The 22,284-nt window shown below is 69.6% G+C and carries 22 protein-coding genes; 8 read left to right on the forward strand and 14 right to left on the reverse strand.

Going from position 1 to position 22,284, the window contains the following annotated elements; genetic code table 11:
• Positions 1–29: 29 nt before the first annotated feature.
• Positions 30–1,517, forward strand: a complete 1,488-nt coding sequence (locus tag AACL56_RS24000; RefSeq protein ID WP_339092296.1) for an ABC transporter substrate-binding protein — start codon at positions 30–32, stop codon at positions 1,515–1,517.
• Between the two features lie 153 nt (positions 1,518–1,670).
• Positions 1,671–3,083 (forward strand): amidase, encoded by a 1,413-nt coding sequence (locus AACL56_RS24005; protein ID WP_339092297.1) that lies wholly within the window; start codon positions 1,671–1,673, stop codon positions 3,081–3,083.
• A gap of 67 nt (positions 3,084–3,150) precedes the next feature.
• On the opposite strand, the gene AACL56_RS24010 is transcribed toward AACL56_RS24005, so the two are convergent.
• Together AACL56_RS24010 and AACL56_RS24015 are read right to left on the reverse strand one after the other, a co-directional pair.
• The gene (locus tag AACL56_RS24010; RefSeq protein WP_339092298.1) at positions 3,151–3,777 is read right to left on the reverse strand and encodes a YitT family protein; all 627 of its coding nucleotides are present in this window, start codon (positions 3,775–3,777) and stop codon (positions 3,151–3,153) included.
• A gap of 51 nt (positions 3,778–3,828) precedes the next feature.
• The gene (locus tag AACL56_RS24015; protein ID WP_339092299.1) at positions 3,829–4,692 is read right to left on the reverse strand and encodes a LysR substrate-binding domain-containing protein; all 864 of its coding nucleotides are present in this window, start codon (positions 4,690–4,692) and stop codon (positions 3,829–3,831) included.
• Positions 4,693–4,803: 111 nt separating this feature from the next.
• Here AACL56_RS24015 and AACL56_RS24020 point away from each other — a divergent pair, with 111 nt between their 5' ends.
• The 3 genes from AACL56_RS24020 (at position 4,804) to AACL56_RS24030 (ending at position 8,631) form a co-directional block, all read left to right on the forward strand.
• Positions 4,804–5,202: a tautomerase family protein gene (locus tag AACL56_RS24020; RefSeq protein WP_339092300.1), complete on the forward strand. Its 399-nt coding sequence runs from the start codon at positions 4,804–4,806 to the stop codon at positions 5,200–5,202.
• Positions 5,203–5,530: 328 nt separating this feature from the next.
• Positions 5,531–6,901, forward strand: a complete 1,371-nt coding sequence (locus tag AACL56_RS24025) for a tetratricopeptide repeat protein (RefSeq protein WP_339092301.1) — start codon at positions 5,531–5,533, stop codon at positions 6,899–6,901.
• Positions 6,902–7,035: 134 nt separating this feature from the next.
• Positions 7,036–8,631: an N-acyl-D-amino-acid deacylase family protein gene (locus AACL56_RS24030; RefSeq protein ID WP_339092302.1), complete on the forward strand. Its 1,596-nt coding sequence runs from the start codon at positions 7,036–7,038 to the stop codon at positions 8,629–8,631.
• 13 nt (positions 8,632–8,644) lie between these two features.
• Here AACL56_RS24030 and AACL56_RS24035 read toward each other — a convergent pair whose 3' ends face one another.
• Together AACL56_RS24035 and AACL56_RS24040 are read right to left on the reverse strand one after the other, a co-directional pair.
• Entirely contained in the window at positions 8,645–9,337 is a 693-nt protein-coding gene (locus tag AACL56_RS24035; protein ID WP_339092303.1) for a histidine phosphatase family protein, read from the reverse strand.
• Between the two features lie 31 nt (positions 9,338–9,368).
• The gene (locus AACL56_RS24040; protein WP_339092304.1) at positions 9,369–10,010 is read right to left on the reverse strand and encodes a Yip1 family protein; all 642 of its coding nucleotides are present in this window, start codon (positions 10,008–10,010) and stop codon (positions 9,369–9,371) included.
• Positions 10,011–10,191: 181 nt separating this feature from the next.
• Between AACL56_RS24040 and AACL56_RS24045 the strand changes: the two genes are divergently transcribed.
• Positions 10,192–10,902, forward strand: coding sequence for an alpha/beta fold hydrolase (locus tag AACL56_RS24045; protein ID WP_339092305.1), 711 nt, complete (start codon positions 10,192–10,194; stop codon positions 10,900–10,902).
• Positions 10,903–10,923: 21 nt separating this feature from the next.
• On the opposite strand, the gene pcp is transcribed toward AACL56_RS24045, so the two are convergent.
• The 7 genes from pcp to AACL56_RS24080 form a co-directional block, all read right to left on the reverse strand.
• Positions 10,924–11,592, reverse strand: a complete 669-nt coding sequence (pcp, locus tag AACL56_RS24050) for a pyroglutamyl-peptidase I (RefSeq protein WP_339092306.1) — start codon at positions 11,590–11,592, stop codon at positions 10,924–10,926.
• Between the two features lie 40 nt (positions 11,593–11,632).
• On the reverse strand, positions 11,633–12,373 hold the full coding sequence (gene pxpA / locus AACL56_RS24055; RefSeq protein WP_339092307.1) for a 5-oxoprolinase subunit PxpA: 741 nt from the start codon (positions 12,371–12,373) through the stop codon (positions 11,633–11,635).
• 35 nt (positions 12,374–12,408) lie between these two features.
• Positions 12,409–13,407 carry a biotin-dependent carboxyltransferase family protein gene (locus AACL56_RS24060; RefSeq protein WP_339092308.1) on the reverse strand — a complete coding sequence of 333 codons (999 nt, stop codon included), beginning with the start codon at positions 13,405–13,407 and terminating at the stop codon, positions 12,409–12,411.
• On the reverse strand, positions 13,404–14,051 hold the full coding sequence (pxpB, locus tag AACL56_RS24065; protein WP_339092309.1) for a 5-oxoprolinase subunit PxpB: 648 nt from the start codon (positions 14,049–14,051) through the stop codon (positions 13,404–13,406). The genes AACL56_RS24060 and pxpB overlap by 4 nt, the downstream gene beginning before the upstream one ends.
• Positions 14,052–14,198: 147 nt before the next feature.
• Complete coding sequence (gene coaD / locus AACL56_RS24070; RefSeq protein ID WP_339092310.1) at positions 14,199–14,702, reverse strand: pantetheine-phosphate adenylyltransferase; 504 nt, start codon at positions 14,700–14,702, stop codon at positions 14,199–14,201.
• Positions 14,703–14,745: 43 nt separating this feature from the next.
• Positions 14,746–15,399 (reverse strand): RsmD family RNA methyltransferase, encoded by a 654-nt coding sequence (locus tag AACL56_RS24075; RefSeq protein ID WP_339092311.1) that lies wholly within the window; start codon positions 15,397–15,399, stop codon positions 14,746–14,748.
• 34 nt (positions 15,400–15,433) lie between these two features.
• Complete coding sequence (locus AACL56_RS24080) at positions 15,434–16,078, reverse strand: LysE/ArgO family amino acid transporter (protein ID WP_339092312.1); 645 nt, start codon at positions 16,076–16,078, stop codon at positions 15,434–15,436.
• 75 nt (positions 16,079–16,153) lie between these two features.
• Between AACL56_RS24080 and AACL56_RS24085 the strand changes: the two genes are divergently transcribed.
• Positions 16,154–17,065, forward strand: coding sequence for a LysR family transcriptional regulator ArgP (locus AACL56_RS24085; RefSeq protein WP_339092313.1), 912 nt, complete (start codon positions 16,154–16,156; stop codon positions 17,063–17,065).
• A 16-nt stretch (positions 17,066–17,081) separates the two neighbouring features.
• Here AACL56_RS24085 and AACL56_RS24090 read toward each other — a convergent pair whose 3' ends face one another.
• Positions 17,082–18,464: a M16 family metallopeptidase gene (locus tag AACL56_RS24090; protein ID WP_339092314.1), complete on the reverse strand. Its 1,383-nt coding sequence runs from the start codon at positions 18,462–18,464 to the stop codon at positions 17,082–17,084.
• Between the two features lie 14 nt (positions 18,465–18,478).
• The gene (locus AACL56_RS24095) at positions 18,479–19,927 is read right to left on the reverse strand and encodes a M16 family metallopeptidase (RefSeq protein ID WP_425337042.1); all 1,449 of its coding nucleotides are present in this window, start codon (positions 19,925–19,927) and stop codon (positions 18,479–18,481) included.
• Positions 19,928–20,057: 130 nt separating this feature from the next.
• Here AACL56_RS24095 and ftsY point away from each other — a divergent pair, with 130 nt between their 5' ends.
• The gene (gene ftsY / locus AACL56_RS24100; RefSeq protein WP_339092315.1) at positions 20,058–21,320 is read left to right on the forward strand and encodes a signal recognition particle-docking protein FtsY; all 1,263 of its coding nucleotides are present in this window, start codon (positions 20,058–20,060) and stop codon (positions 21,318–21,320) included.
• A 158-nt stretch (positions 21,321–21,478) separates the two neighbouring features.
• On the opposite strand, the gene AACL56_RS24105 is transcribed toward ftsY, so the two are convergent.
• Complete coding sequence (locus AACL56_RS24105) at positions 21,479–22,216, reverse strand: hypothetical protein (RefSeq protein WP_339092316.1); 738 nt, start codon at positions 22,214–22,216, stop codon at positions 21,479–21,481.
• Between the last annotated feature and the right edge of the window lie 68 nt (positions 22,217–22,284).

The raw sequence follows: 22,284 nt of genomic DNA on the forward strand, positions 1-22,284 counted from the left end.
CCTGGCCTGTTTTTCCGGAGATCACACGTATGTTGAACCGCCGCACCCTCCTCACCACCGCTGGCGCCACCGTTGCGCTGGCCACCCCGCTCGCCGGCATGGCGCAGGGCAGGAAGGACGCCATCGTGATCGGCATGGCGCTCGAACCGCCGGGCCTGGACCCGACCTCGGGCGCCGCCGCCGCCATCGCCGAGGTGGTGCAGTACAACATCCTCGAGACGCTCACCAAGATCAACGCCGACGGCAGCGTCACGCCGCTGCTGGCCGAGAGCTGGGAAGTCTCGCCCGACCTGAAGACCTACACCTTCAAGCTCAAGCGCGGCGTGAAGTACCAGAACGGCGAGCCGTTCAACGCCGCTGCCGTCAAGTTCTCGTTCGACCGCGCCGGCGGCGAGAAGAGCACCAACAAGGACAAGCGCACCTTCGCCAACCTGAGCACGCAGGTGGTGGACGACTACACGGTGGTCGTGATCAACAAGGAGATCGATCCCGACCTGCCCTTCGTGCTGGGCCAGGCCACGGCCGTGATCGTCGAGCCCAAGAGCGCCGAGGGCAACGCCACCAAGCCGGTGGGCACCGGCCCCTACAAGCTCGACAACTGGGCCAAGGGCTCGTCGCTCACGCTGAGCAAGTGGGACGGGTTCCGCAGCCCGGCCACGGCCAAGATCAACAAGGTCACCTTCCGCTTCATCTCCGACACGGCCGCGCAGGCCGCGGCCATGCTGTCGGGCGACGTCGACGTGTTCCCGCGCATCGGCACGCGCGTGGTGCCGCAGTTCAAGATGAACCCGCAGTTCCAGACCATCCTGGCCGGTTCGCGCGCCAAGACCATCCTGTCGATCAACAACCGCAAGAAGCCGCTGGACGACGTGCGCGTGCGCCGCGCCATCCTCGCGGCCATCGACCGCAAGGCCGTGATCGAAGGCGCGGCCGACGGGTTCGGCGTTCCCATCGGCAGCCACTACGTGCCGGGCGCGGCGGGCTATGTCGACACCACCGGCATCAACCCGTTCGACGTCGAAAAGGCCAAGAAGCTGCTGGCCGAGGCCGGCGTGAAGACGCCGCTCGAACTCAAGATGACGCTGCCTCCGCCGCCTTACGCGCGCCAGGGCGGCGAGGTGATCGTGGCCGAGCTCGCCAAGATCGGCATCGTGGTGAAGGTGCAGAACGTCGAGTGGGCGCAATGGCTCAGCGGCACCTACGGCAACAAGGACTACGACCTGTCGATCGTGTCGCACGTCGAGCCCTTCGACCTCGGCAACTACGCCAAGTCGGACTACTACTGGGGCTACCAGTCGAAGGCCTTCGACGCGCTGTTCGACAAGATCAAGACCACGGCCAATGCCACGGAGCGCAACAAGCTGCTCGGCGACGCGCAGAAGATGCTGGCCACCGATGCGGCCAACGGCTTCCTGTACCAGCCGCAGTTCCCGACCGTCGCCAAGAAGAACGTCAAGGGCATCTGGAAGGAAAACCCGATCTTCGTGAACGACCTCTCCGCCCTGTCGTGGGGGTGATCGAGCCCGCCCGCAGGCTTCGCACGCTCCGTGTCGCTACGCCTTCCGCCTACCGGAAGCAACACCTGTGGTCCGGCGGAGCCGGTTCCACGGTGTTTCGCGAACGGGCCTTCGGGTCTCGTGCGTCGTGCGACGACTTGAGTGAGTGACCCGATGTCCGATGCCGCCATGCTTATCGGGCTTTCCGCGCAGGAACTCGCCGCCGCGTACCGCGACCGCAAGCTCTCGCCGGTGGAGGTCACGCAGGCGGTGATCGCGCAGGTGGAGCGCTGGGAGCCTCATCTGCAGGCCACCTGGCTCTTCAGGCCCGAGGCTGCACTCGAGCAGGCGCGGGCATCGGAAGCGCGCTGGCAGCGCGGCGATGCGCTCGGCCCGCTCGACGGCGTGCCGGCGACCATCAAGGAGAACATCGCGACGCGCGGCGATCCGATGCCTGCGGGCACCGCCGCCGTCGACTTGAAACCCGCCCCTACCGATGCGCCGCCCGCGGCGCGCCTGAAGGAAGCCGGCGTGGTGATCGTGAGCAAGACCACCATGCCCGACTACGGCATGCTGTCGTCGGGTCTCTCCAGCTTTCACACGCTGGCGCGCAATCCGTGGGACCTGAGGCTGACCCCTGGCGGTTCCAGCGCAGGCGCCGGCGCGGCGGCAGCGGCGGGCTACGGCCCGCTGCACCTGGGCACGGACATCGGCGGCTCGCTGCGCCTGCCCGCGAGCTGGTGCGGCGTGTTCACGCTGAAGCCGAGCCTCGGGCGCATCCCGATCGATCCGCCCTACATGGGCCGCGCCGCCGGCCCGATGACGCGCACCGTGGGTGACGCGGCACTGCTGATGCAGGCCCTGTCGAAGCCCGACGCGCGCGACAGCATGAGCCTGCCGCCGCAGGACATCGAATGGGCCGGCTTCGACGTCTCGCCCGATCATCTGCGCGGGCTTCGCATCGGCCTGCTGCTCGACGCCGGCTGCGGCTTGGCGGTCGAACCCGGGATCCAGGCGGCAGTGGAAGAAGCAGCGCGCCTGCTCGAAAAAGCCGGCGCGGTGATCGAGCCGATGCAGCCTTTCATGTCGCAGGCCATGCTCGACGGCATGGACCACTTCTGGCGCACGCGCTCGCTGGTGGACATGAAGGGCCTGCGCGCCGACCAGCGCGCCAAGGTACTGCCGTACATCCGCGCATGGGCGGAGAGCGCGGCGGAGTTCAGCGGCGAGCAGGTGTTCCGCAGCTTCAGCCAGTTCCACACCACGCGCGTGACCACCGTGGCCGCCTGCGCGCGGTATGACTACGTGATCTCGCCCGTGTCGCCGAACATGCCAGCCGCCGCGGAGGCGCCCTCGCCGACCAACGATCCGCTGCGCCCGCTGGAGCACATCGGGTTCACCGTGCCGTTCAACATGTCCGAGCAGCCCGCCGCTTCGGTGAACTGCGGGTACTCGGCGTCGGGCTTGCCGATCGGTCTGCAGATTGCAGGCCAGCGTTTCGACGACCTCGGCGTGCTGCGCGTGGCGCGGGCCTTCGAGCTGATCTGGGAGCCGCAACGGCCCTGGCCCGTGCCACCCGGGCGCTAGAACCCGGGTTGACCGGGCGCGACCGCACTGCCCCGTCCGTGCACACGCCTCGGTGCACGGCATCGGGTCAGGTCGCCGCGTAGCGCCCCGGCTTGTGGTTGATCCAGAGAAAGAGCCCCATCACCACCGCCGCCATCACCGACCACCCCACGCGCTGGGGCGGAATCACGAACAGCGCCAGCAGCACCACCGTGCAGTCGATCCCGATCTGCACCTTGCCCGCCGGCCAGCCGCGCCTGTCCTGCAGGTAGAGCGTCAGCACGGTCGCGCCGCCCAGACTGGCGCGGTGGCGCGCAAGAAACAGGCAGCCCGTGCCTAGCATCAGGCCGCCGAGCACGGCCGCGAAAGCCGGGTGCAGCAGGCCGATCGAGAGGTAGCGCGGGGCCCAGTCTGTCATCAACGACAGCAGCGCGATCGCGCAGAAGGTCTTGAGGGTGAATGCGCGCCCCATACGGTGCCAGGCGAATCCGTAGAACGGCAGGTTGACCAGGAAGAACAGCTTGCCGAAGCTCGCACCCGTGGCGTAGTGCAGCAGGAAGGCGATGCCCGCCGTGCCCCCCGTGAGCAGGCCCGCCTGGCCGAACAGCATCATGGCAACGGCCACGAAAAGCGTGCCCGAGAAGATCGCCTGCGCGTCGTCGAGGTGCGAATGGCGCAGCAGGCTCGGCGGGGTCGTGGGAGGTGGCGCGTTCATGGCGCATGGTCTTACGCAAATCCCGCGCCACCCTGCCGGCGCGCGCGCTTGTCAGACGAGGTGCGTGGCCAGCATTTCGCGCGCCCGCGCGACGAACGCGGTCTCGCCGCGGCGCCCCGGCATGAACTGGAACGCCACCCGCGGCAAGGCCGGCAAGCCGTGCGGCGCAGCGAGCCGCGCCACGCCGTCGCTGATGGCCGACTCGTTGAGGCAGGCCACGCCGAGCCCGGCGGCCAACGCCGATTGCAGCCCCGCCACGCCCGACGCCACGTGCGCCAGCACATAAGGCACGCGCCGCCGCCGCAGCAGCGCCACCGTGAACTGGTGCAGCGAACACGTCTCGGGCAGCACGAGCAGGCGCACCGGCTCCCCGCGCACGACGCGCATGCCGCTCGCGCCGAGCCAGGCCAGCGACTCGCGGCGGATCACCGCGCCCGGCCGGGCATCGGCAGCTGACACGCCGGCGACGTTCATCGCCAACCCCACGTCGAACTCGCCCTGCGCATAGGCCGCGCGCATCGCATCGCTCTTCAGGATGCTCACGTGCAGCCGCACCTGCGGATAACTCTCGCCAAGCCGCGCCAGCAGTTGCGTGAGATCGCCGGGCCGGAAGTAGTCGGTGACCGCCAGGCGCAGCTCGCCTTCGAGCGTTTCTCCGTGCAGGTCGCGGAACGCCTCGTCGCTCAGCGCCAGGATGCGCCGCGCATAGCCCAGCAGCCGCAGGCCCGCCTCGGTGGGCGCAACGCCTGCCTTGCTGCGCGTGAGCAGCGACTGACCGGCGCGCTCCTCGAGCTTGCGGACCTGCTCGCTCACCGAAGACTGCGACAGGAACACGCGTGGCGCGGCGGCCGTGAGGCTGCCTGCGTCGACCACCGCAGCCAGCGTGCGAAGTTGCTCCAGATCGAAACCCTGCATGGCTCATCCATCCGTTAATCCGATGGAATCCATCATATCTTCCCGCTTTTCCGATGATGAAGTGATTCCCACAATCACCCCATCGACCACTCATTCATGCAGGAGCCAGCCATGCCACACATCGTAGTCCACCTCTCCGGCCAACCCGACGCCGCCCTCACCCGCAAGACTGTCGACACGGTCGCCGAGCTCACGCAGAGCGTGCTCGGAAAGCAGCTGCCGGTCATCGCCGTCACCGTGCAGTACATCGCCGCCGACGCCTGGTTCATCGGCGGGCAGTCGCTCGCGGCGCTCGGCAAGTCTGCGTTCCACCTCGACATCAGCATCACCGACGAGACCAACACCAAGGCCGAGAAGGCGCGCTACCTGCGCGAGGTTCACGCGGCCATGGCCAGGCTGCGGCCCGACCTGCACGAGGTGTCGTACATCCACGTCATCGATGCACGCGGCGCGGCCTATGGCTATGGCGGCAAGACCCAGGAGTACCGGCATCAGCAGGCCGGTGTGTAGATTTGGCTCGCCCCCAGGATGCGCGCACTTCGTGTCGCTCCTCCTTCCCCCTACCGGGGGCAACACCGGAGGCCCGGCAGAGCCGGTTCCTCGGTGTTCACGGCTCGCCCCCAGGATGCGCGCACTTCGTGTCGCTCCTCCTTCCCCCTACCGGGGGCAACACCGGAGGCCCGGCAGAGCCGGTTCCTCGGTGTTTCTGGCTCGGCCCTGCAGAGCGGGGGCTCGGTGTCCCTGGCTTCGACGGGGAATCGCATGCATTGCGAAGCGGGGATCAGCCAGTGAAAGGCCGGGAGGCCCTGAATTCTCCGGGGCGTGGCACGATGCCGCCATGCGCCACGGAACATCGCTCGCCGACAGCCTCGGCAATTCCCTCACCCTCGACGATCCTGCCAGCCTGCCGCTGGTCGACGACTTCGTCATGGGCTTCATCTCGACCGAGGCCCGCGCGGTCAACCTGCTGGCCGTGGCGGCGACCGATGCGAGCCCCATCGTGCAGGCCTACTGCGCCACGCTGCACCTGTTTGCGGAATCGCGCGAGGCGGTGGCCAACGCGCGGCCGTTCCTCGAAAAGACCCGCGCCGGCGCATCACGCTGCACACCGCGCGAGCAGCGCTACATCGCGGCCATCGAGGCATGGGCCGACGGCGACATCGCGGCCGCCATCGAGCTGCACGCCGAACAGGCGCGAGAGCATCCGCGCGACCTGGTGTCGGTCAAGCTCGGCCAGTACCACTGCTTCAACACGGGCGACTGCCCCGGCATGCTCAGGCTGGCACTGGCAGCGCTGCCTCATGCGGCCGACGTGCCCTACGTGCACGGCATGGCCGCCTTCGGCTACGAGCAGTGCCACCTGATGCGCGAGGCCGAGGCCAGCGCGCGCTGCGCGATCGCCATGTGCCGCAAGGAGCCGTGGGCGCACCACGCGCTTGCGCACGTGATGCTCACCGAAGGGCGGCTCGCCGAAGGGCTGGCGTTCATGGAAAGCGTCAGCGACACCTGGACCGGACTCAACTCGTTCATGGTCACGCACAACTGGTGGCACGTGGCGCTGTTCCTGATCGACCTGGGCCGCGATGCCGAAGCACTCGCGGTGTACGACGAGCATGCGTGGGGCGTGGTGAAGGACTACTCGCAGGACCAGATCGGCGCGGTGTCGCTGCTCGCGCGCCTCGAGCTTGCCGGCATCGACGTGGGCCGCCGCTGGGACGACGTGGCGCAGTACCTGCTGCAGCGCCAGGCCGACCACGTGCTTCCCTTTCTCGACCTGCAGTACCTCTACGGCCTGGCGCGCGCCGGCCGGCCCGAGGCCGACGTCCTGCTGCGCAACATCGAGGCCTTTGCGCCGGGAGCGCCCGCATCGACGCGCGCCGCATGGCAGCGCGTGTGCGTGCCCGCCGCGCACGGTCTGGTGGCGCATGCGCGCGGCGATCTCGCGGCGGCCGTCGAAGGGCTGGGCACGGTGCTGCCGCGGATGATCGAGATCGGCGGCAGCCATGCGCAGCGCGACCTGTTCGAGCAGGTGTATCTCGACGCGCTCGTGTGCATCGGCACCGAGGCTTCGCTGACGGGCGCGCAAGGCATCCTGCAGCAGCAGCTCAACGGCCAGCCGGAGTCGCTGCGCCTGCGACGGCAGGCCGCAGCGGTCTATGCGCGGCTCGGCCTCGGCCAGCTTGCCGGAGGCACCGCGACACGCGGCTGAGGCTGGCTGCCCGGCAGTGCGGTCCATGCCTCCAGGTCATGGGACATGGCGCAAAAGGAATTGGCGATGGTCCGGAAGCGGCTCCTAAACTGGCCGCTCCCTCCGACACGACGCCTACACGGGCCTTCCTTCCCATGCACAAGTCCCTCGTCTCGCTGGCCGTTCTTGCGGCCCTCGCGCCCTTCTCCTGCGCCCTGCACGCCGCCGGCGACGCACCTGTGGTGCTCGACCTGCTGCTGCGCGGCGGCACCGTCTACACGGGCGATTCGGACACCCCCGAAGTCGGCGACGTGGGCATCGCAGGCGACCGCATCGTGTTCGCGGGCAGGACGGCGCCGGCGCAGTTCAGTGCGAGGCGCGTGATCGATGCCGCCGGCATGGTGGTCGCACCCGGCTTCATCGACGCGCACACGCACGCCGATGCCGACGTGCACTCGAACGATCCGAAGAAGCGGCTGAACATTCCGTTCATCACGCAGGGCGTGACCACTGCGGTGATCGGCAACGACGGCTTCGGCGGCTTCGACATCGCAGCGCAGGCGCAGAAGCTGCGCGCCGCGCCGGTGGGCACCAACGTGGCCATGTACGTGGGCTTCGGCCCGGTGCGGATGAGCGAGCTGGGCGAGGCCAACCGCGCACCGTCCGCCGAACAGCTCGGTGCGATGAAGCGGCGCGTGAGCCAGGGCATGTGCGAAGGCGCACTGGGCCTGTCGACCGGGCTCTTCTACACGCCGCAGAACTTCTCGAAGACCGAGGAGGTGATCGAGCTGGCGAAGGTGGCCGCGCGCCACGGCGGGCTGTACGACAGCCACATCCGCGACGAGTCGATGTACAACATCGGCCTCAAGGGTTCGATCGACGAGGTGATCCGCATCGGCCACGAGGCGAAGCTGCCGGTGCATGTCGCGCACATCAAGGCGCTGGGCGTCGACGTGCAGGGGCAGAGCGGCGACATCATCCGGCGCATCGAGAAGGAGCGCGCGGGCGGCCTCGACATCACGGCCGACCACTACCCGTGGACCGCCTCGAGCACGCGCTTCTCGGCCGCGCTGCTGCCGCCGTGGGCCAACGAGGGCGGGCGCACCGCGATGCTGCAGCGCTTCGACGATGCGGCCGTGCAGGAGCGCCTTCGCAGGGACATGCGCGAGAACCTGCGGCTGCGCGGCGGCCCCGAGGCGATCCTGTTCTCGGCCGGCAGCACGAAGTACGTGGGCAGGACGCTGGCCGACGTGGCGAAGGCGTCGAACGCCGATCCGATCGACGCCGCGCTGGCGGTGCTGCGCGACGGCGACCTGCTGATCGCCTCGTTCAACCAGAGCGACGACGACGTGCGCGCCTTCATGAAGCGGCCATGGGTCATGACGTCTTCCGACTCGTCGCAGGGCCATCCGCGTGCCTACGGCACCTTCGCGCGCAAGTACGACCAGTACGTGGTGAAGGAGCACACCATTTCGCTGGCGCAGTTCATCCGCAGCAGCTCGTCGCTCACCGCCGACACGCTCGGCCTGAAACAACGCGGCCACCTGCGCCCCGGCTACTACGCCGACGTGGTGGTGTTCGATCCGGCGCGCTATGCGGCCCGGGCGACCTACACGCAGCCGGCGCTGCTGTCGGAAGGCGTGGTCACGGTGCTGGTGAACGGGCAGCTGGCGGTCGACGCCGGCAAGCCCACCGGCGTGGGCGCGGGGCAGCCGCTGCTGCGCACGCCGAAGGCGGGCAGCTGCAGCTGAGGCAACGCGGGCCTCAGTCCTTCTTCAGGTGCCGCGTCTGGTCGTAGGTGGGCTGCGGCGGCAGGTCGGCCAGATGGCGCGTGTCGGCCCATTCGACGATCTCGATGTGGTCCGGCCGGGCCGGATCGGCGATGCGGATGCGGTTGAAGCCTGCATTGGGAATGTCGCTGCGGCGCGGGCCGCTCAGGCTCAGTCCCTGCGCGGTGCGCCACACCATGTCGAGCACGCCGCCGTGGGTGACCACGATCAGGCGCTGCCCCCGGTGCGCGGTGGCGATGGTGCCCAGCGCCGCGATGATGCGCGTGTGGAACTCGCGCGCGGTCTCGCCTTCGGGCATGGCGTGGTCCTCGCGGAACTCCAGCCACTCTTCCCAGGCACGCGGATGCAGGTTCTGGATCTCGTCGGAGCGCATGCCCTCGACCACGCCGAAGAACTGTTCGCGCAGGCCCGCCGACGTGACCACCGGCAGCGACAGCTGCTGCGCGGCGGGCGCGGCGGTCTGCTGCGCGCGCATCAGGTCGCTGCTCAGGATGTGCTGCACCGTCTCGCCGGCCAGCCGCAGGCCGAGGCGGCGCGCCTGTTCGTGGCCGATGTCGTTGAGCGGGACATCGGCGTGGCCCTGGAAGCGAAGCTCGCGGTTCCAGGCGGTTTCGCCATGGCGGATGAGGATCAGGTCGGTGGTGGATTCGGGTTTGGGCGTCGGCATTGGCGCCCATTTTCCACCCTGTGCGTGAAGCTCAGGTTCTAGCGGCCCACTGCTGTTGCAGGACCGCCACCGCGTCGGCCGGCGCCAGCGCCCCGATGCGTGCCGGCAAAGGCGTGAGCAGCGAGAGCACCCAGGCGATGACGAAGCCGCCGACGATGGCGCAGACCACCACCACCGCGGTGTACGCGATGGCCTTGTCGGGCGGGCACTTCATGAGCACCGGCAGGCCGGTGTAGAGCAGGTACACGCCGTACAGCGCAGCCAGCGCGCCGATGGCCGACAGCGCCGGCACCAGGCTGAAGATGCCGCCGACGAAGGCCGCGGTGCTCGCATAGGCCGACAGCTTGAGCGCGCCGATCTGGCTCTTGGTGCCCTCGAAGGTCGGCGCCATCGCATCGATGATGAGAGCAAGCACGAACACCATCACCAGCGACAGCACGTAGCCCACGATCATGTTCACCAACCCCGAGACGACCGGCACGCGGAAGCTCATGCCGAACGCGCCGATGCCGACGAGCGACAGTCCGATGAAGCTCGCCACCGCCGGGATGAGCGCGAGGATCATCACGTAGTTCTTGTAGAGCGAGGCCGCATCGGCTGGCTCGGCATCGATGGCCGGCCAGGTGGCCTTGGGCTTGAGCAGGATGGACTGGACGCGTTCAACCAGGTTCATTGGAAAATCCTCGACAGGTCGCAAACGAAAGACGTAGGAAAGCGCGCGCACCGTGCGTCGCGCGGCGCCGCAGAGTATGAAGTGGACACGCTGCGATCGGTGCTGGCCAGGAAGCCTATGCCTTTCCTGTGTCTTGTCTATAACGTTACGCCGGTCACCGCATTCGCGCAGAATCCGATCCATGCCCAACCTAGTCCTGCTGCCCGGCCTCGCCTGCGACGAGCGCATCTGGCAAGCCCAGCTCCCCGCCCTTCCCTCCGCGTTCAATGCACGCGTGAGCGATGCCCAACTGCACAACGACTCCATCGAAGGCATGGCCGCCGCCGTGCTGCGCGACAACGACGGACCGCTGGTGCTGTGCGGCGCATCGATGGGCGGCATGGTCGCGATGGAGGCCGCCCGCCAGGCGCCCGGCCGCATCGCCGGCCTCGCATTGCTCGGCACCAGCGCGCGGCCCGAGACGCCCGACATGTTCACGCTGCGCGAAGGTGCCATCGAGTACTTCGAGCGCGGAGAGGTACGCGACGTGATCGAGCCGAACGTCTACTTCGCGTTCCACCCCACGCAGTCGGCCGACCCGGCGATGGTGGAGCGCTACCTCGACATCGTGCTCGGTGCGGGCGCCGAGCAGCTCATCCGCCAGAATCGCGCGGTGATGCGCAGGCCCGACGCGCGCCAGCACCTGCCATTGCTGCGCGCACCGGTGCTGCTGATGTGCGGCGACAGCGACCGCCTTGCGCCACCCGAATGCACGCGGGAAATGGCGGCGCTGCTGCCGCAGTCGGAGACGGTGTGGGTGGCCGAATGCGGCCACATGCTGACCATGGAAAAACCCGGACAGGTCAACGCCGCGCTGAACGCGTGGCTCGGCAGGCAGTTTCCTTCGGCCTGACTCGCGGGCCCCGGCCCGGCCTCAGTGCAGCTGGCCGCCGGTTTCGGCCACGTCGTGCCGCACCGCAAGCGCAGTGGCCACGGCGATGCGCAAGGCAGCCACCAGCGTCTCGAGCGACATGCTCGGTGCGCCCGGAAAGCGCGCCGCCTGTGCGGGCAGGTAGGGGATGTGGATGAAGCCGCCGCGCACCTCGCCGCCGTCCGCCGCCGTCGCGTGCGTCGCGATGCGGTGCATCAGTCCGTAGAAGATGTGGTTGCACACGAAGGTGCCCGCGCTGTTCGACACCGAGGCCGGCACGCCGGCCGCGCGCAGTGCGCGCACGATGGCCTTGACGGGCAGCGTCGAGAAGTAGGCGGCAGGCGCCCCCGGCACCACGGGCACGTCGATGGGCTGGCGGTCGTTGTTGTCGGGTACGCGCGCGTCGTCGACATTGATCGCGATGCGCTCCGGCGTGAACTCCGCACGGCCACCGGCCTGGCCGATGCACAGCACCAACTGCGGCTGCAGTTCATCCATCGCCCGGTTCAGCACGTCGATGGCGTCGCCGAAGACGCAGGGCACCAGGCGCGCGTGCACCGTCGCAGCGCCGGTCTTCCAGCCGTCGAGCGCGCGCACCGCTTCCCACGAGGGGTTGAGCGCTTCCTTCTCGAAGGGCTCGAAGCCGGTCAGCAGGACCTTGACCGACTTCACCGTTTTGACCGGCCTGGAGGCCACCACACCGTCCGCGTGTTCAGGCCATTGCCCGCACGGCAATGCCTTCCTGCTGCAACCGCTCGCGGATGCGCCGCGCGAACGCCAGCGCGTGCGCGCCGTCGCCGTGCAGGCACACCGTCTGCGCATTGACCGGCACGGTGCTGCCGTCGATGGCGGTCACGCGGTGGTCGCGCACCAGCGAAAGGGTCTGCGCGATCGACTGTTCCTCGGTCTCGATCAGCGCACCCGGCTGGCTGCGCGGCACCAGGCTGCCATCGGGCATGTAGCCGCGGTCGGCGAACACCTCCTCCACCGGCACCAGGCCGGCGCGGCGGGCAGCGTCGATCATGTGGCTGCCCGCGAGGCCGAAGAACCTGAGCGAGGGGTCGAAGCGGCGCACCGCCTCGCACAGCGCCTCGGCGAGCTCGGGCTCCTTCACGGCCTGGTTGTAGAGCTGGCCGTGCGCCTTCACGTGCGAGAGCTTGCCGCCCTCGGCCTTCACGATGGCCGCCAGCGCGCCCACCTGGTAGAGCACGTTGGCCACGATCTCGTCCGGCGGCAGGTGCATGGTGCTGCGGCCGAAGTTCTCGCGGTCGGGAAAGCTCGGGTGCGCGCCGATGGCCACGCCGTTCTGGAGGGCCCAGCGCACGCACTGCTGCATGGTCTTGGCGTCGCCGGCATGCCAGCCGCAGGCGATGTTGGCGGAGCTCACCAGCGCGAGCAGGGCTTCGTCGCTGCCGGCGCCTTCGCCGAGGTCTGCATTGAGGTCGATCTGCATGAGGAATGTCCTTCTCGAAGGTCCTTTTGCAAAGTCTATGCCGCGTCCGCCCATCCTGCAGCAGCCAGGCCTTGTGCCACCTGCGCCAGGTAGCGTTGCTGGGCCGCCCAGGCGTCGAGCGCCTGTGCCGATTCGACCTGCACCAGCCGAAGCTTGCCGTTGAGCGGCGCCTGCGCCAGCTTCCACAGGTCGGCCCGGATGACCACGCCGATGCGCGGATAGCCGCCGGTCGTCTGCGCGTCGCCCATCAGGATGATCGGCTGGCCCGAAGGCGGCACCTGGATCGTGCCGGGGATCACGCCCGAAGAGAGCATGTCGCCCGCGCGCTTCCGCTTGAGTTCGGGCCCGGAGAGCCGGCTGCCCATGCGGTTGCTCTGCGGCGTGATGCGCCAGCGTTCGCTCCAGAGCTGATCGCAGGCGGACAGGGTGAACAGCTCGAACTCGGGACCGGGCAGCACGCGCAGCGCGATCGCGCCGTCGTCCTCCGGCACGCCCCAGTCAGGACCGCGAACGCCGAAGGCGCGGCGCACGCGCCGGGCGGCATCGAGGCGCGAGGCGCCCAGCGCCAGACGGTCGCCCTTGCGCAGCGCGCGACCCTCCAGACCGCCGAAGCCGGCCTTGAGGTCGGTGCTGCGCGAGCCGAGCACCACCGGCACGTCGATGCCGCCTGCCACGGCGAGCCAGCTGCGCAGGCCTGCCTTCTTCGTGCCGGCCGCGTTCGCGCCGGCAAGCCTGAGCGTCTGGCCGGCCGCGACCGGTACGCTCCAGCACGGCCACAGCGGCACGCCGTCGAGGCTCGCTGAAAAGTCGTCGCCGGTGAGCGCGATGCGGGTGTCGGTCTCGAACTGCAGTTCGCAGCCGCCCATCGTGAGCTCGAGTCCCGCGGCGCCGTCGGCATTGCCCACGAGCCGGTTGGCCAGCGTCAGCGAGAGCACGTCGAGCGCGCCGCCGGGACAGATGCCGAGCTGGCGATGGCCGTGGCGGCCCAGGTCCTGAACCGAGGCGAGCACGCCGGGCTTGCGGACGGCGATCATGCCTGCACGCTTTCCGCGACGAAGCGCACGCGGTCGCCGGGGCGAAGCAAGGTGGGCGGCTCGGCCGCGGGATCGAACAACTCGAGCGATGTCCGCCCGATGAGCTGCCAGCCGCCCGGGGACACCAGCGGGTAGATGCCGGTCTGCTCGCCGCCGATGCCGACCGAGCGCGCGGGCACTGCGGTGCGCGGCTCCGCGCGACGCGGCGTGGCGAGTTCGGGCGGCAGCCCGCCCATGAAGGCGAAGCCGGGCAGGAAGCCCAGCAGGTACACGATGTATTCGCCGCCGCTGTGGCGCCGCACCACCTCGGCCGGCGTGAGGCCGGTGTGGGCCGCCACGTCGGCCAGGTCCGGCCCATGCTCGCCGCCATAGGCCACGGGGATCTCGACCAGCCTGCCCGAGACGGCACCGGCGGCCAGCCCTGGCCATGCTTCGAGCACATTGGCTGTGAGCGTGTCGAGATCGATCGCGGTCGGATCGAAGGTGAGCGTCAGGTTGTTCATGCCCGGCAGCGTCTCGCCGACACCCGGCCATTGCCGCGCATGCTCGGCGAGTGCCCAGATGCGCTGCTGCTGCGCCAGCGTGGCCGGCGCAGGCAGTTCGCACAGCAATGCGGCGTCGCCCAGCAGATGCAGGCGGGGCAAGGGAATGTCGCTCACGTCACGTCGGCCCGCAATGAGAGCCGGGGTTTTCGCGAAACACCGCGGAACCGGCTTCGCCGGGCCGCAGGTGTTGCCCCTGGCGAGGGGGAAGGAGAAGCGACACGAAGTACGCGCAGCCTGGGGGAGTACCTATTCACGCCCGAGGCTGCGGACCTTGGCCGCCAGTTGCTGCTCCACGTTCGGAGAGACGAACTTGTGGACCTCGCCCCCGAGCATGGCGATCTCGCGCACGAAGGTGCTCGAGATGAACTGGTACTTGTCGCTCGGTGTCAGGAACACGGTCTCGACATCGGGCATGAGCGAGCGGTTCATGCCGGCGAGCTGGAACTCGTAGTCGAAGTCGGTCACGGCGCGCAGGCCGCGCACCATGGCCTTGCCGCCGCGCGCCACGACGAAGTCGCGCAGCAGGCCGGAGAAGCTCTCGACGGTGACCTGGTCGCTGTAGGGCTTCACGGCCTCGCGGGCCATCTCCATGCGTTCGGAGAGCGTGAAGAGCGCCTTCTTGTGATGGCCCGCCGCAACGGCGACGATCACCTTGGAGAAGAGCTGGGTTGCACGCCGCACCACGTCCTCGTGTCCGAGGGTGATGGGGTCGAAAGTGCCGGGGTAAACCGCGATCACGTTGCTGGCCATGGTTGCTTCTTCCTCATGCTGCCGGTGCGGCTTGTCCGGCGGATTATGCAGTCCCATCCGCTGCGGCACGCAGCAGATGGGCGTGAACGGCGCCGGCCTTCAGGTAGCGGAAGCCGACGAGGCCGAAGGCGGCCAGTTCGCCGTCGCTCCAGCGGCGCGGCGCCTCGAGGTACACCGAGCCTCCCGCGCGCAACGCGCGGGCGGCGGCGCGCAAAGCCGGCTCGTAGAGCGCGGTGCTGTCGAAGGGCGGATCGAGAAAGACGGCGTCGAGGCTGCCCGCGGGCACGCGCTCGAGCGCGGTGACGCCGTTGCCGCGCTCCACGCGCACGGCCTCGGCTTTCAGCTTCTCCCTGGCGGCCTGCAACTGCGCCACCAGCGCGGCGTCCTGCTCGCACAGCAGCACCTGCGCCGCGCCGCGCGAGGCGGCTTCGAGGCCGAGCGCACCGGTGCCCGCGAACGCGTCGACGCAGTGCCAGCCAGGCAGCTCTCCGCCGCCGGCACCGGCCAGGCTCGCGAGCCAGTTGAAGAGGGTTTCGCGCACGCGATCGGGCGTGGGACGCAGGCCGGGCTTGTCGGCCACGGCGAGGCGGGTGCGCTTCCACTCGCCGCCGATGATGCGCACTTCGCTGGGCTTCGACGGGCGCCTGGGCGCTGCGGGTGCGGACGGTCGTTTGGCGGGGGCGGCTTTCTGGGGCATGCGGCGAGCTTAACGCCGCGACGCGCGGGTCACGTCAGAGACCGGCCAGCGCACGCTGGGCGAGCAGCGCGGCCAGCACGAGCATGGTGCCTCCGATCAGCGCATCGAGCATCTGCCAGGCGCGCGCCCGTGCGAACACCGGCGCCAGCAGACGCGCGCCAAAGCCCAGCGAGGTGAACCACAGCGCGCTGGCCGTGGTCGCGCCCGCCACGAACCACAGCTTGAGCAGGCCTGCGTGCTGCGCGCCCGCGCTGCCCACCAGCAGCACGGTGTCGAGATAGACGTGCGGGTTCAGCAGCGTGAAACCGGCTGCCTGCACCACCACGGCCGCGCGCGACAGCGACGCGCCCTGCGCAGCGGCCTGCAGCGCAGCAGGCTGGCGCGAGCGCCACAGCGCCTTCAGTCCGTAGCCGCAGAGAAAGGCCGCGCCAAGCCCCGCGAGCACGGTCGCCAGCACCGGACGTCCCTGCAGCGCCTGCGCCATGCCGGCCACGCCGGCACCGATCAGCACTGCATCGCTGGCCGCGCAGAAGAGCACCACCGCGCCCACATGCTCGCGGCGCAAACCCTGGCGCAGCACATAGGCGTTCTGCGCGCCGATCGCGACGATCAGAACCAGGCTCATGAAGAGCCCGTTGGCGAAGGCGGTGGTGACGTGGGCGACGTTTTCGGCTTGCATCGTTCGAGGATGCCGCCTGCAAGCGGTTAATTCAAACTAAACTTTCTTAACCAGATTCAGTTTTACTTCATCTACATGCTCGACTACGCCGCCTTGAATGCCCTCGCCGCCGTGGTACGCGAAGGCAGCTTCGAACGCGCCGCGCGCGCGCTGCACGTCACGCCCTCGGCGGTGTCGCAGCGCATCAGGCAACTGGAGGAGCGCACCGGCGGCGCGTTGCTGGTGCGCGGGCAGCCATGCGTGGCCACCGAGGCGGGCCTGCAGCTGTGCCGGCACGTGGAGCGCGTCGGCATGCTCGAGCATGAGCTGCGCGACGCCCTGCCCGCGCTCGGCATGGGCAGCGGCGAAGCCGGCGAGCGCGTCACGGTGCGGGTGGCGGTGAATGCCGACAGCCTGGCGACCTGGTTCGTCGGCGCCGCCGCGGCCTTCGCGGCGCAGGCACCGGCCGCGCTGCTCGATCTCACGGTGGACGACCAGGACCACACGGCGGAGCGGCTGCGCAGCGGCGCGGTGCTGGCCGCCGTCACCGCGCTGGCGCAGCCTGTGGCGGGCTGCAACAGCGAGGCGCTCGGCACGATGCACTACGTGGCGGCTGCGAGTCCGGCCTTCGTGCGCGACCACTTCGCAAAGGGTGTCGGCGCGCGCACGCTCGCCGCGGCGCCGAGCCTGGTGTTCGACCGCAAGGACCGGCTGCAGGCGCGCTGGGTGCGCCGCATCTGCCACCGCAACGTCGAGACGCCGCGCCACTGGATTCCATCGCCCAATGCCTTCGTCGAGGCGGCATGCCGGGGCATGGGTTGGGGCATGCATCCGGCCAGCATGGTGGCCGAAGCGATTCGCGGGGGGAGGCTGGTCGAGCTGGTGCCCGGCTCGACGCTGCCGGTACCGCTCTACTGGCAGCAGGCGCGCGCCGCGCCGCGACTGCTGGAACAACTGGGAGCCGCTGTGCGCGCGGCCGCCAGCCAGGGCACGCACGCCCTGGCCTGAAACCGGACGCCGCAGGTCAGGGCGCCTTGGCGGCGGGCTTCGCGTCCTTGCCGCCCACCACCACCGTCACCATGCGCTCGGGCTGCAGCTTGCGCTGGAACGCGGCCTTGATGTCGGCCGCTGTGACCGCGTTCATGCGCGCGGTCCAGGTGTCGAGGTAGTCCAGCGGCAGGTCGTGCCACGCGATGTTGGCAACGTTGCCGATGAGCTTGCGGTTGCTGTCCAGAAGCAGCGGGAAGCCACCGATCACGTTGTCCTTGGCTGCCTTCAGCTCGCTGGCGGTCGGTCCTTCGGCCACGAACCTCGCGAGCACTTCGCGCGACATCTTCACCGCATCCTCGGCCTGGTCCGGCCGGGTCTGGAAGCCGATGCGGAACGCGCCCGCCTCGAGCCCCGGCGCAAAGCCGCTGTAGATGCTGTAGGTGAGCCCGCGCTTCTCGCGCACCTCGTTCGTGAGGCGCGACACGAAGCCGCCACCGCCGAGCACGTAATTGCCCAGGGTGAGCGCGAAGTGGTCGGGGTCCTTGCGCGGATAGCCGGGCTGGCCGATGAAGACATGCGCCTGCGCCGAGTCGAACGGAATGCGCTCGTCCTTCGGCGCGGCCAGCGCGGCCACGGGCGCGATGGCGGGCAGCGGGGCACAACCCTGCGTGGCCGGCAGGCGCGACAGCAGCGAAGTCGCCAGCGTCTCGGCCTCGGCGCGCGTCACGGCGCCCACGATGCTGAGCTTGGCGCGGCACGGCACGATGAGCTGCTCGTAGCGCTGGCGCATGGCGGCAGTGTCGATGCGCGCCAGGGTCTCCTCGGTCACCTCCTGGCCGTACGGATGCACGCCATACACCGCCTGCGCGAAGGCGCGGCCGGCGACGGTCGCGGGCTTGGTGTTGGCTTCCTTGATGGCGGCGTTGATGCGCTCGCGCTCGCGCTGCCAGACGTCGTCGGGGAACGAAGGCTCGCCGATCTCGCGCGAAGCCAGCGCGACCGCCTTGTTCAGCAGCGCCGGGTCGGACAGCGACCGCAGCGAGTAGCTGGTGCGGTCGGTGCCGGCGCTCACGTCGAAGCTGGCACCGAGATCGGCCCAGGCCTCGCCCAGGGCATTCTGGTCGAGCGCAGGCTCGCCGTTCCTGCCGGCACGCACGCCCTTCTCGACCATGGCCGAGGTGGTGCTCGCCAGGCCGGCCTGCGCGGCCGGATCGCGCCGGCTGCCGGCGTCGAAGTCGACCTGCATGTCGACGATCGGCAACGCGTTGGTCGCCACGAGATAGATCTTGGCGCCGTTGGCCAGCGTCCAGTGCTGGATGGGCAGCGCGGCCTGCGCGCCGGTCATGCCGATCAGGCCGAACACGGCGGTGCCGCCTGCCAGCACCGCGCAGCGCGCGATTTTCTTGAGAGTGAACATGGAATCCGTACCTTTCAGCGCAGTTCGCCCGCGGGCGCCGCGAAGCCGCGGCCGCGCCTGGGCTCGGGCGGCAGGGGCCGCAGCGTGGCGACCGTGAGCTGGTCGTCGCCGAAGTACCTGGCGGCCACGGCCTGCACCTGCGCGGCCGTGACGGCCTGCAGCCGGGCGACGATGCGCTCGCTGGCGTCCAGCGGCAGGCCCTGGATCCAGTTGCTGCCCAGTTCGCGCGCCTGCGCCATCACAGAGTCGCGCTTGTAGGTTTCGCTGGCCACCCACTGGGTCTTGACACGGGCCAGTTCGGCTTCGCCCACGCCGTCCCTGGCGATGCGCGTCACCTGGGCGCGCAGGGCCGCCTCGACCGCTTCGGCGCTCTTGCCGGCCGCCGGCACGCCGTCGAGCACGAAGAGCTGCGGGCCGCGGCCGACGAAGCCCGAGTAGGCGCCGGCCGAATCGGCGACGCGGTCGGGACCCTGCGTGAGCGCGCGGTCGAGCCTCGCCCCGGCGTACCCGTCGAGCACCGCCGACAGCACCACCAGCGCCCAGGCGTCGCTGTTCGTGTCGTCGATGCCGGCCAGTTGCGGCACGCGGTAGGCGAGCGACACGTAGGCCTGCTCAGCCGGCGCCTTGAATTCGAGGCGCCGGATGCCGCGCTGCGCGGGCTCGACGCGCGGCTTGCGCACCGGCACCGCGCGCGATGGAATTCGCCCGTAGTACTTCTCGGCCATGGCGCGCACCTGCGCCACGTCGACGTCGCCGGCCACCACCAGGACGGCGTTGGCGGGCACGTACCAGCGCCTGTGGAAGTCGCGCACGTCCTCCGGCGTCATGGCGTCGAGGTCGCTCATCCAGCCGACCACGGGGCGGTGGTAGGGCGACGCAGTGAAGACGGCCGCGTTCTGCTGCTCGCCGAGCAACGCGCGCGGCTGGTCCTCGGTGCGCAGGCGGCGCTCTTCCTTGACCACCTCGATCTCGCGCCTGAACTCGTCGTCGGGCCACTGGTTGTTGGCGAAGCGGTCGGACTCCAGCTTCATCACCTGCTCGAGGCTGCCGACCGGAATCTGCTGGTAGTAGCCGGTGTAGTCGCGCGTGGTGAAGGCGTTTTCCTGGCCGCCGAGGGCGGCCACGCGTCGCGAGAACTCGCCGGGCTTGATGTCCTTGGTGCCCTTGAACATCATGTGTTCGAGCGCATGTGCCACACCGGACGTGCCGTCGACCTCGTCCATGGACCCGACGCGGACCCAGACCATCTGCACCGCGGTCGGCGAGCGCCGGTCGGGCTGCACGATCAGCGTCATGCCGTTTGCCAATGTGAATTGCTGGGGTCCGGGCGCCGCGGCTGCAGCGGCGGAAGGCGGCGTGGAAGCCGGTGTGGATTGGGCCTGCGCAGGCATGGCCCACGGCGCGAAGAGCGCCATCGCCAGCACCGCACCAGACGCAGCACGGCGTGGCGGGAGGTGTTTCATAGAATGGGTCGGATTGTAAAAAGCTCCTGATGTTCAGTTTCTTCAAGAAAAACCGCCCGCCGAGGCCCCCGATACGCCGGCGCCCCCTCCTCCGGCCGCGCCTGCCGCGGAACCCGCGCCCGCGCGCTCGGTGTTTTCGCCTTCGAGCTGGTTCGGCTCGAAGCCGGCAGTGGAAGAAACGCCCGCGGCACCTGCGCCCTCCGCACCGCCTCCTCCTCCCCCTCCTTCTCCCGCTCCTTTCCCCGCTCCTTTCCCCGCTCCTTCCCTCCTCCGGCGGCACCGGCTCCCGCGCCCGCGCCGGCCCCCGTCGTCACGCCGGCTCCGGCCCTGTCGCGGCTCCGCCGGTCGTGCCGGCCCCTGTGCCTGCCCCATCCCCCGCTCCGGCGCCGGCATTCGTTGCGCCCCCGCGCCAGCGCCGGCTCCGGCTCCGGCTCCCGTTGCGGCACGCGTGCCTGCACCGGCACCAACCGTTACCGCGCCCGCCGTCGAACCTGAACGCAAAAGCTGGTTCGACAAGCTCAAGACCGGCTTGCGCAAGACCGGCACCGGCATCCAGGCGGTGTTCGTCAATGCGCAGATCGACGACGCGCTCTATGAAGAACTCGAATCCGCGCTGCTGATGGCCGACACCGGCGTGAAGGCCACCGAGTTCCTGCTCGACGACCTGCGCGGACGCGTCAAGCGCCAGATGGCCACCGACGCCTCGCAGGTCAAGCGCCTGCTGGCCGAGGCCGTGGCCGACCTGCTCAAGCCGCTCGAGAAGCCGCTGGTCATCGGCGAGTTCACGCCCACGGTGATCATGGTGGCCGGCGTCAACGGCGCGGGCAAGACCACCTCCATCGGCAAGCTGACCAAGCACCTGGCCAACGAAGGCGCCTCGGTGCTGCTGGCGGCGGCCGACACCTTCCGTGCGGCGGCGCGCGAGCAGCTGCTGGTCTGGGCCGACCGCAACACGGTCGAGATCGTGAGCAACGAAGGCGGCGACCCCTCGGCGGTGAGCTTCGACGCGGTGAATGCCGGCAAGGCGCGCGGCAAGGACGTGGTGCTGGTGGATACGGCAGGCCGCCTGCCGACGCAGCTGCACCTGATGGACGAACTCAAGAAGATCAAGCGCGTGGTCACCAAGGCCGATGCCACGGCGCCGCACGAGGTGCTGCTGGTGATCGACGGCAACACCGGCCAGAACGCGCTGGCGCAGGTCAAGGCCTTCGACGAGACGCTCGGCCTCACGGGGCTGATCGTGACCAAGCTCGACGGCACGGCCAAGGGCGGCGTGCTGTGCGCCATCGCGCGCGAGCGGCCGGTTCCGGTGTATTTCATCGGCGTGGGCGAGAAGCTCGAAGACCTCGAGACCTTCAACGCGCGCGAGTTCGCGCAGGCCCTGCTGGGCTGAAGCTGTCGGCCGCGCCCATGAAAAAACGACCCCCGCTCGCGCTGGGGCCGTTTTTCGTTTTTCTTCTTCTCTCCCTGTCTCCCTGACCTCCGGCCCGGTCTGGCGGGCCTTCTTCTATCTTGCGGACGGCGAGCCGTCCGCTTCTCTCATGCCTTGGATCAGAGACCGAACGGGTTCGTCGGCTTGCAAATGACGATGCCGGTGCAGTTGCTGGGCTTGTAGTAGTAGTTGCGGCTTTCGGAGCCGACGATCAGCGGGCCGACAAAACCGTACCCGTCCGCGCCCACGGCGTTGGACTGGGCGATGTCGGCGTCCAGCGTGGCGCCCTCGGTCAGCGCCTGGTAGGTGAAGGTGCTGGACTGCGACAGATCCTTCACGAAGACGCTGCCGCTGAAGCCGCCGAGGAGGTACGGGTAGCGGTAGCGGAATCCGCGAGCGCCCTTCTCGTCGAACTGCGCCAGGGCCCCGATGGTGTCCGCCGCGTCGGCACCCACTTCGTAGGCGTAGGTGGAATTGCCGGCCGAACTCTTCTCGAACACCGCGACGATGTCGCCGCCGAAACCGTACGCCGCGGCCGTGTTGAAGTAGCCAGCCGCGCCCTGGGCGTTGACCTGCGCAAGGAAGCTGTCCTTGTCGCTGGCCGCTGCCTCGGTGTGGTAGGTGTAGGTGGCGCCGGCGGCATCGCTGTCCTTGCGGTACACCATCACCGTGCTTGCGCCGCCGGTGCTCAACGCGCCGACCCAGCGGAAGCCACGGCTGCCCGCTTCGTTGGCCTGCGACAGGAAGTCGGCGGCGCTCGCGACAGGCGTCTTCGTCTCGTAGACATAGGTGGCGTCGCCGGTCTTCACGTAGACGTATGCGGAGCTCCCACCCGAAGCCAGCGGGCTCAGGAACATGTATCCCTTCGCGCCTTCGGCGTTCAGGTCGCTCAGCAGGCCTGCGGCGTCGGCAGGGTTCGGCAGTT

Source organism: Variovorax paradoxus, assembly GCF_902712855.1.
Lineage (GTDB): Bacteria > Pseudomonadota > Gammaproteobacteria > Burkholderiales > Burkholderiaceae_C > Variovorax > Variovorax paradoxus_Q.

Bases quoted from the DNA above. Each gene is read 5' to 3' on its own strand.
- AACL56_RS24000 (WP_339092296.1), top strand. From the start codon at position 30: ATGTTGAACCGCCGCACCCTCCTCACCACCGCTGGCGCCACCGTTGCG.
- AACL56_RS24005 (WP_339092297.1), top strand. From the start codon at position 1,671: ATGTCCGATGCCGCCATGCTTATCGGGCTTTCCGCGCAGGAACTCGCC.
- AACL56_RS24010 (WP_339092298.1), bottom strand. From the start codon at position 3,777: ATGAACGCGCCACCTCCCACGACCCCGCCGAGCCTGCTGCGCCATTCG.
- AACL56_RS24015 (WP_339092299.1), bottom strand. From the start codon at position 4,692: ATGCAGGGTTTCGATCTGGAGCAACTTCGCACGCTGGCTGCGGTGGTC.
- AACL56_RS24020 (WP_339092300.1), top strand. From the start codon at position 4,804: ATGCCACACATCGTAGTCCACCTCTCCGGCCAACCCGACGCCGCCCTC.
- AACL56_RS24025 (WP_339092301.1), top strand. From the start codon at position 5,531: ATGCGCCACGGAACATCGCTCGCCGACAGCCTCGGCAATTCCCTCACC.
- AACL56_RS24030 (WP_339092302.1), top strand. From the start codon at position 7,036: ATGCACAAGTCCCTCGTCTCGCTGGCCGTTCTTGCGGCCCTCGCGCCC.
- AACL56_RS24035 (WP_339092303.1), bottom strand. From the start codon at position 9,337: ATGCCGACGCCCAAACCCGAATCCACCACCGACCTGATCCTCATCCGC.
- AACL56_RS24040 (WP_339092304.1), bottom strand. From the start codon at position 10,010: ATGAACCTGGTTGAACGCGTCCAGTCCATCCTGCTCAAGCCCAAGGCC.
- AACL56_RS24045 (WP_339092305.1), top strand. From the start codon at position 10,192: ATGCCCAACCTAGTCCTGCTGCCCGGCCTCGCCTGCGACGAGCGCATC.
- pxpA (WP_339092307.1), bottom strand. From the start codon at position 12,373: ATGCAGATCGACCTCAATGCAGACCTCGGCGAAGGCGCCGGCAGCGAC.
- AACL56_RS24060 (WP_339092308.1), bottom strand. From the start codon at position 13,407: ATGATCGCCGTCCGCAAGCCCGGCGTGCTCGCCTCGGTTCAGGACCTG.
- coaD (WP_339092310.1), bottom strand. From the start codon at position 14,702: ATGGCCAGCAACGTGATCGCGGTTTACCCCGGCACTTTCGACCCCATC.
- AACL56_RS24075 (WP_339092311.1), bottom strand. From the start codon at position 15,399: ATGCCCCAGAAAGCCGCCCCCGCCAAACGACCGTCCGCACCCGCAGCG.
- AACL56_RS24080 (WP_339092312.1), bottom strand. From the start codon at position 16,078: ATGCAAGCCGAAAACGTCGCCCACGTCACCACCGCCTTCGCCAACGGG.
- AACL56_RS24085 (WP_339092313.1), top strand. From the start codon at position 16,154: ATGCTCGACTACGCCGCCTTGAATGCCCTCGCCGCCGTGGTACGCGAA.
- AACL56_RS24090 (WP_339092314.1), bottom strand. From the start codon at position 18,464: ATGTTCACTCTCAAGAAAATCGCGCGCTGCGCGGTGCTGGCAGGCGGC.
- AACL56_RS24095 (WP_425337042.1), bottom strand. From the start codon at position 19,927: ATGAAACACCTCCCGCCACGCCGTGCTGCGTCTGGTGCGGTGCTGGCG.
- AACL56_RS24105 (WP_339092316.1), bottom strand. From the start codon at position 22,216: ATGTTCCTGAGCCCGCTGGCTTCGGGTGGGAGCTCCGCATACGTCTAC.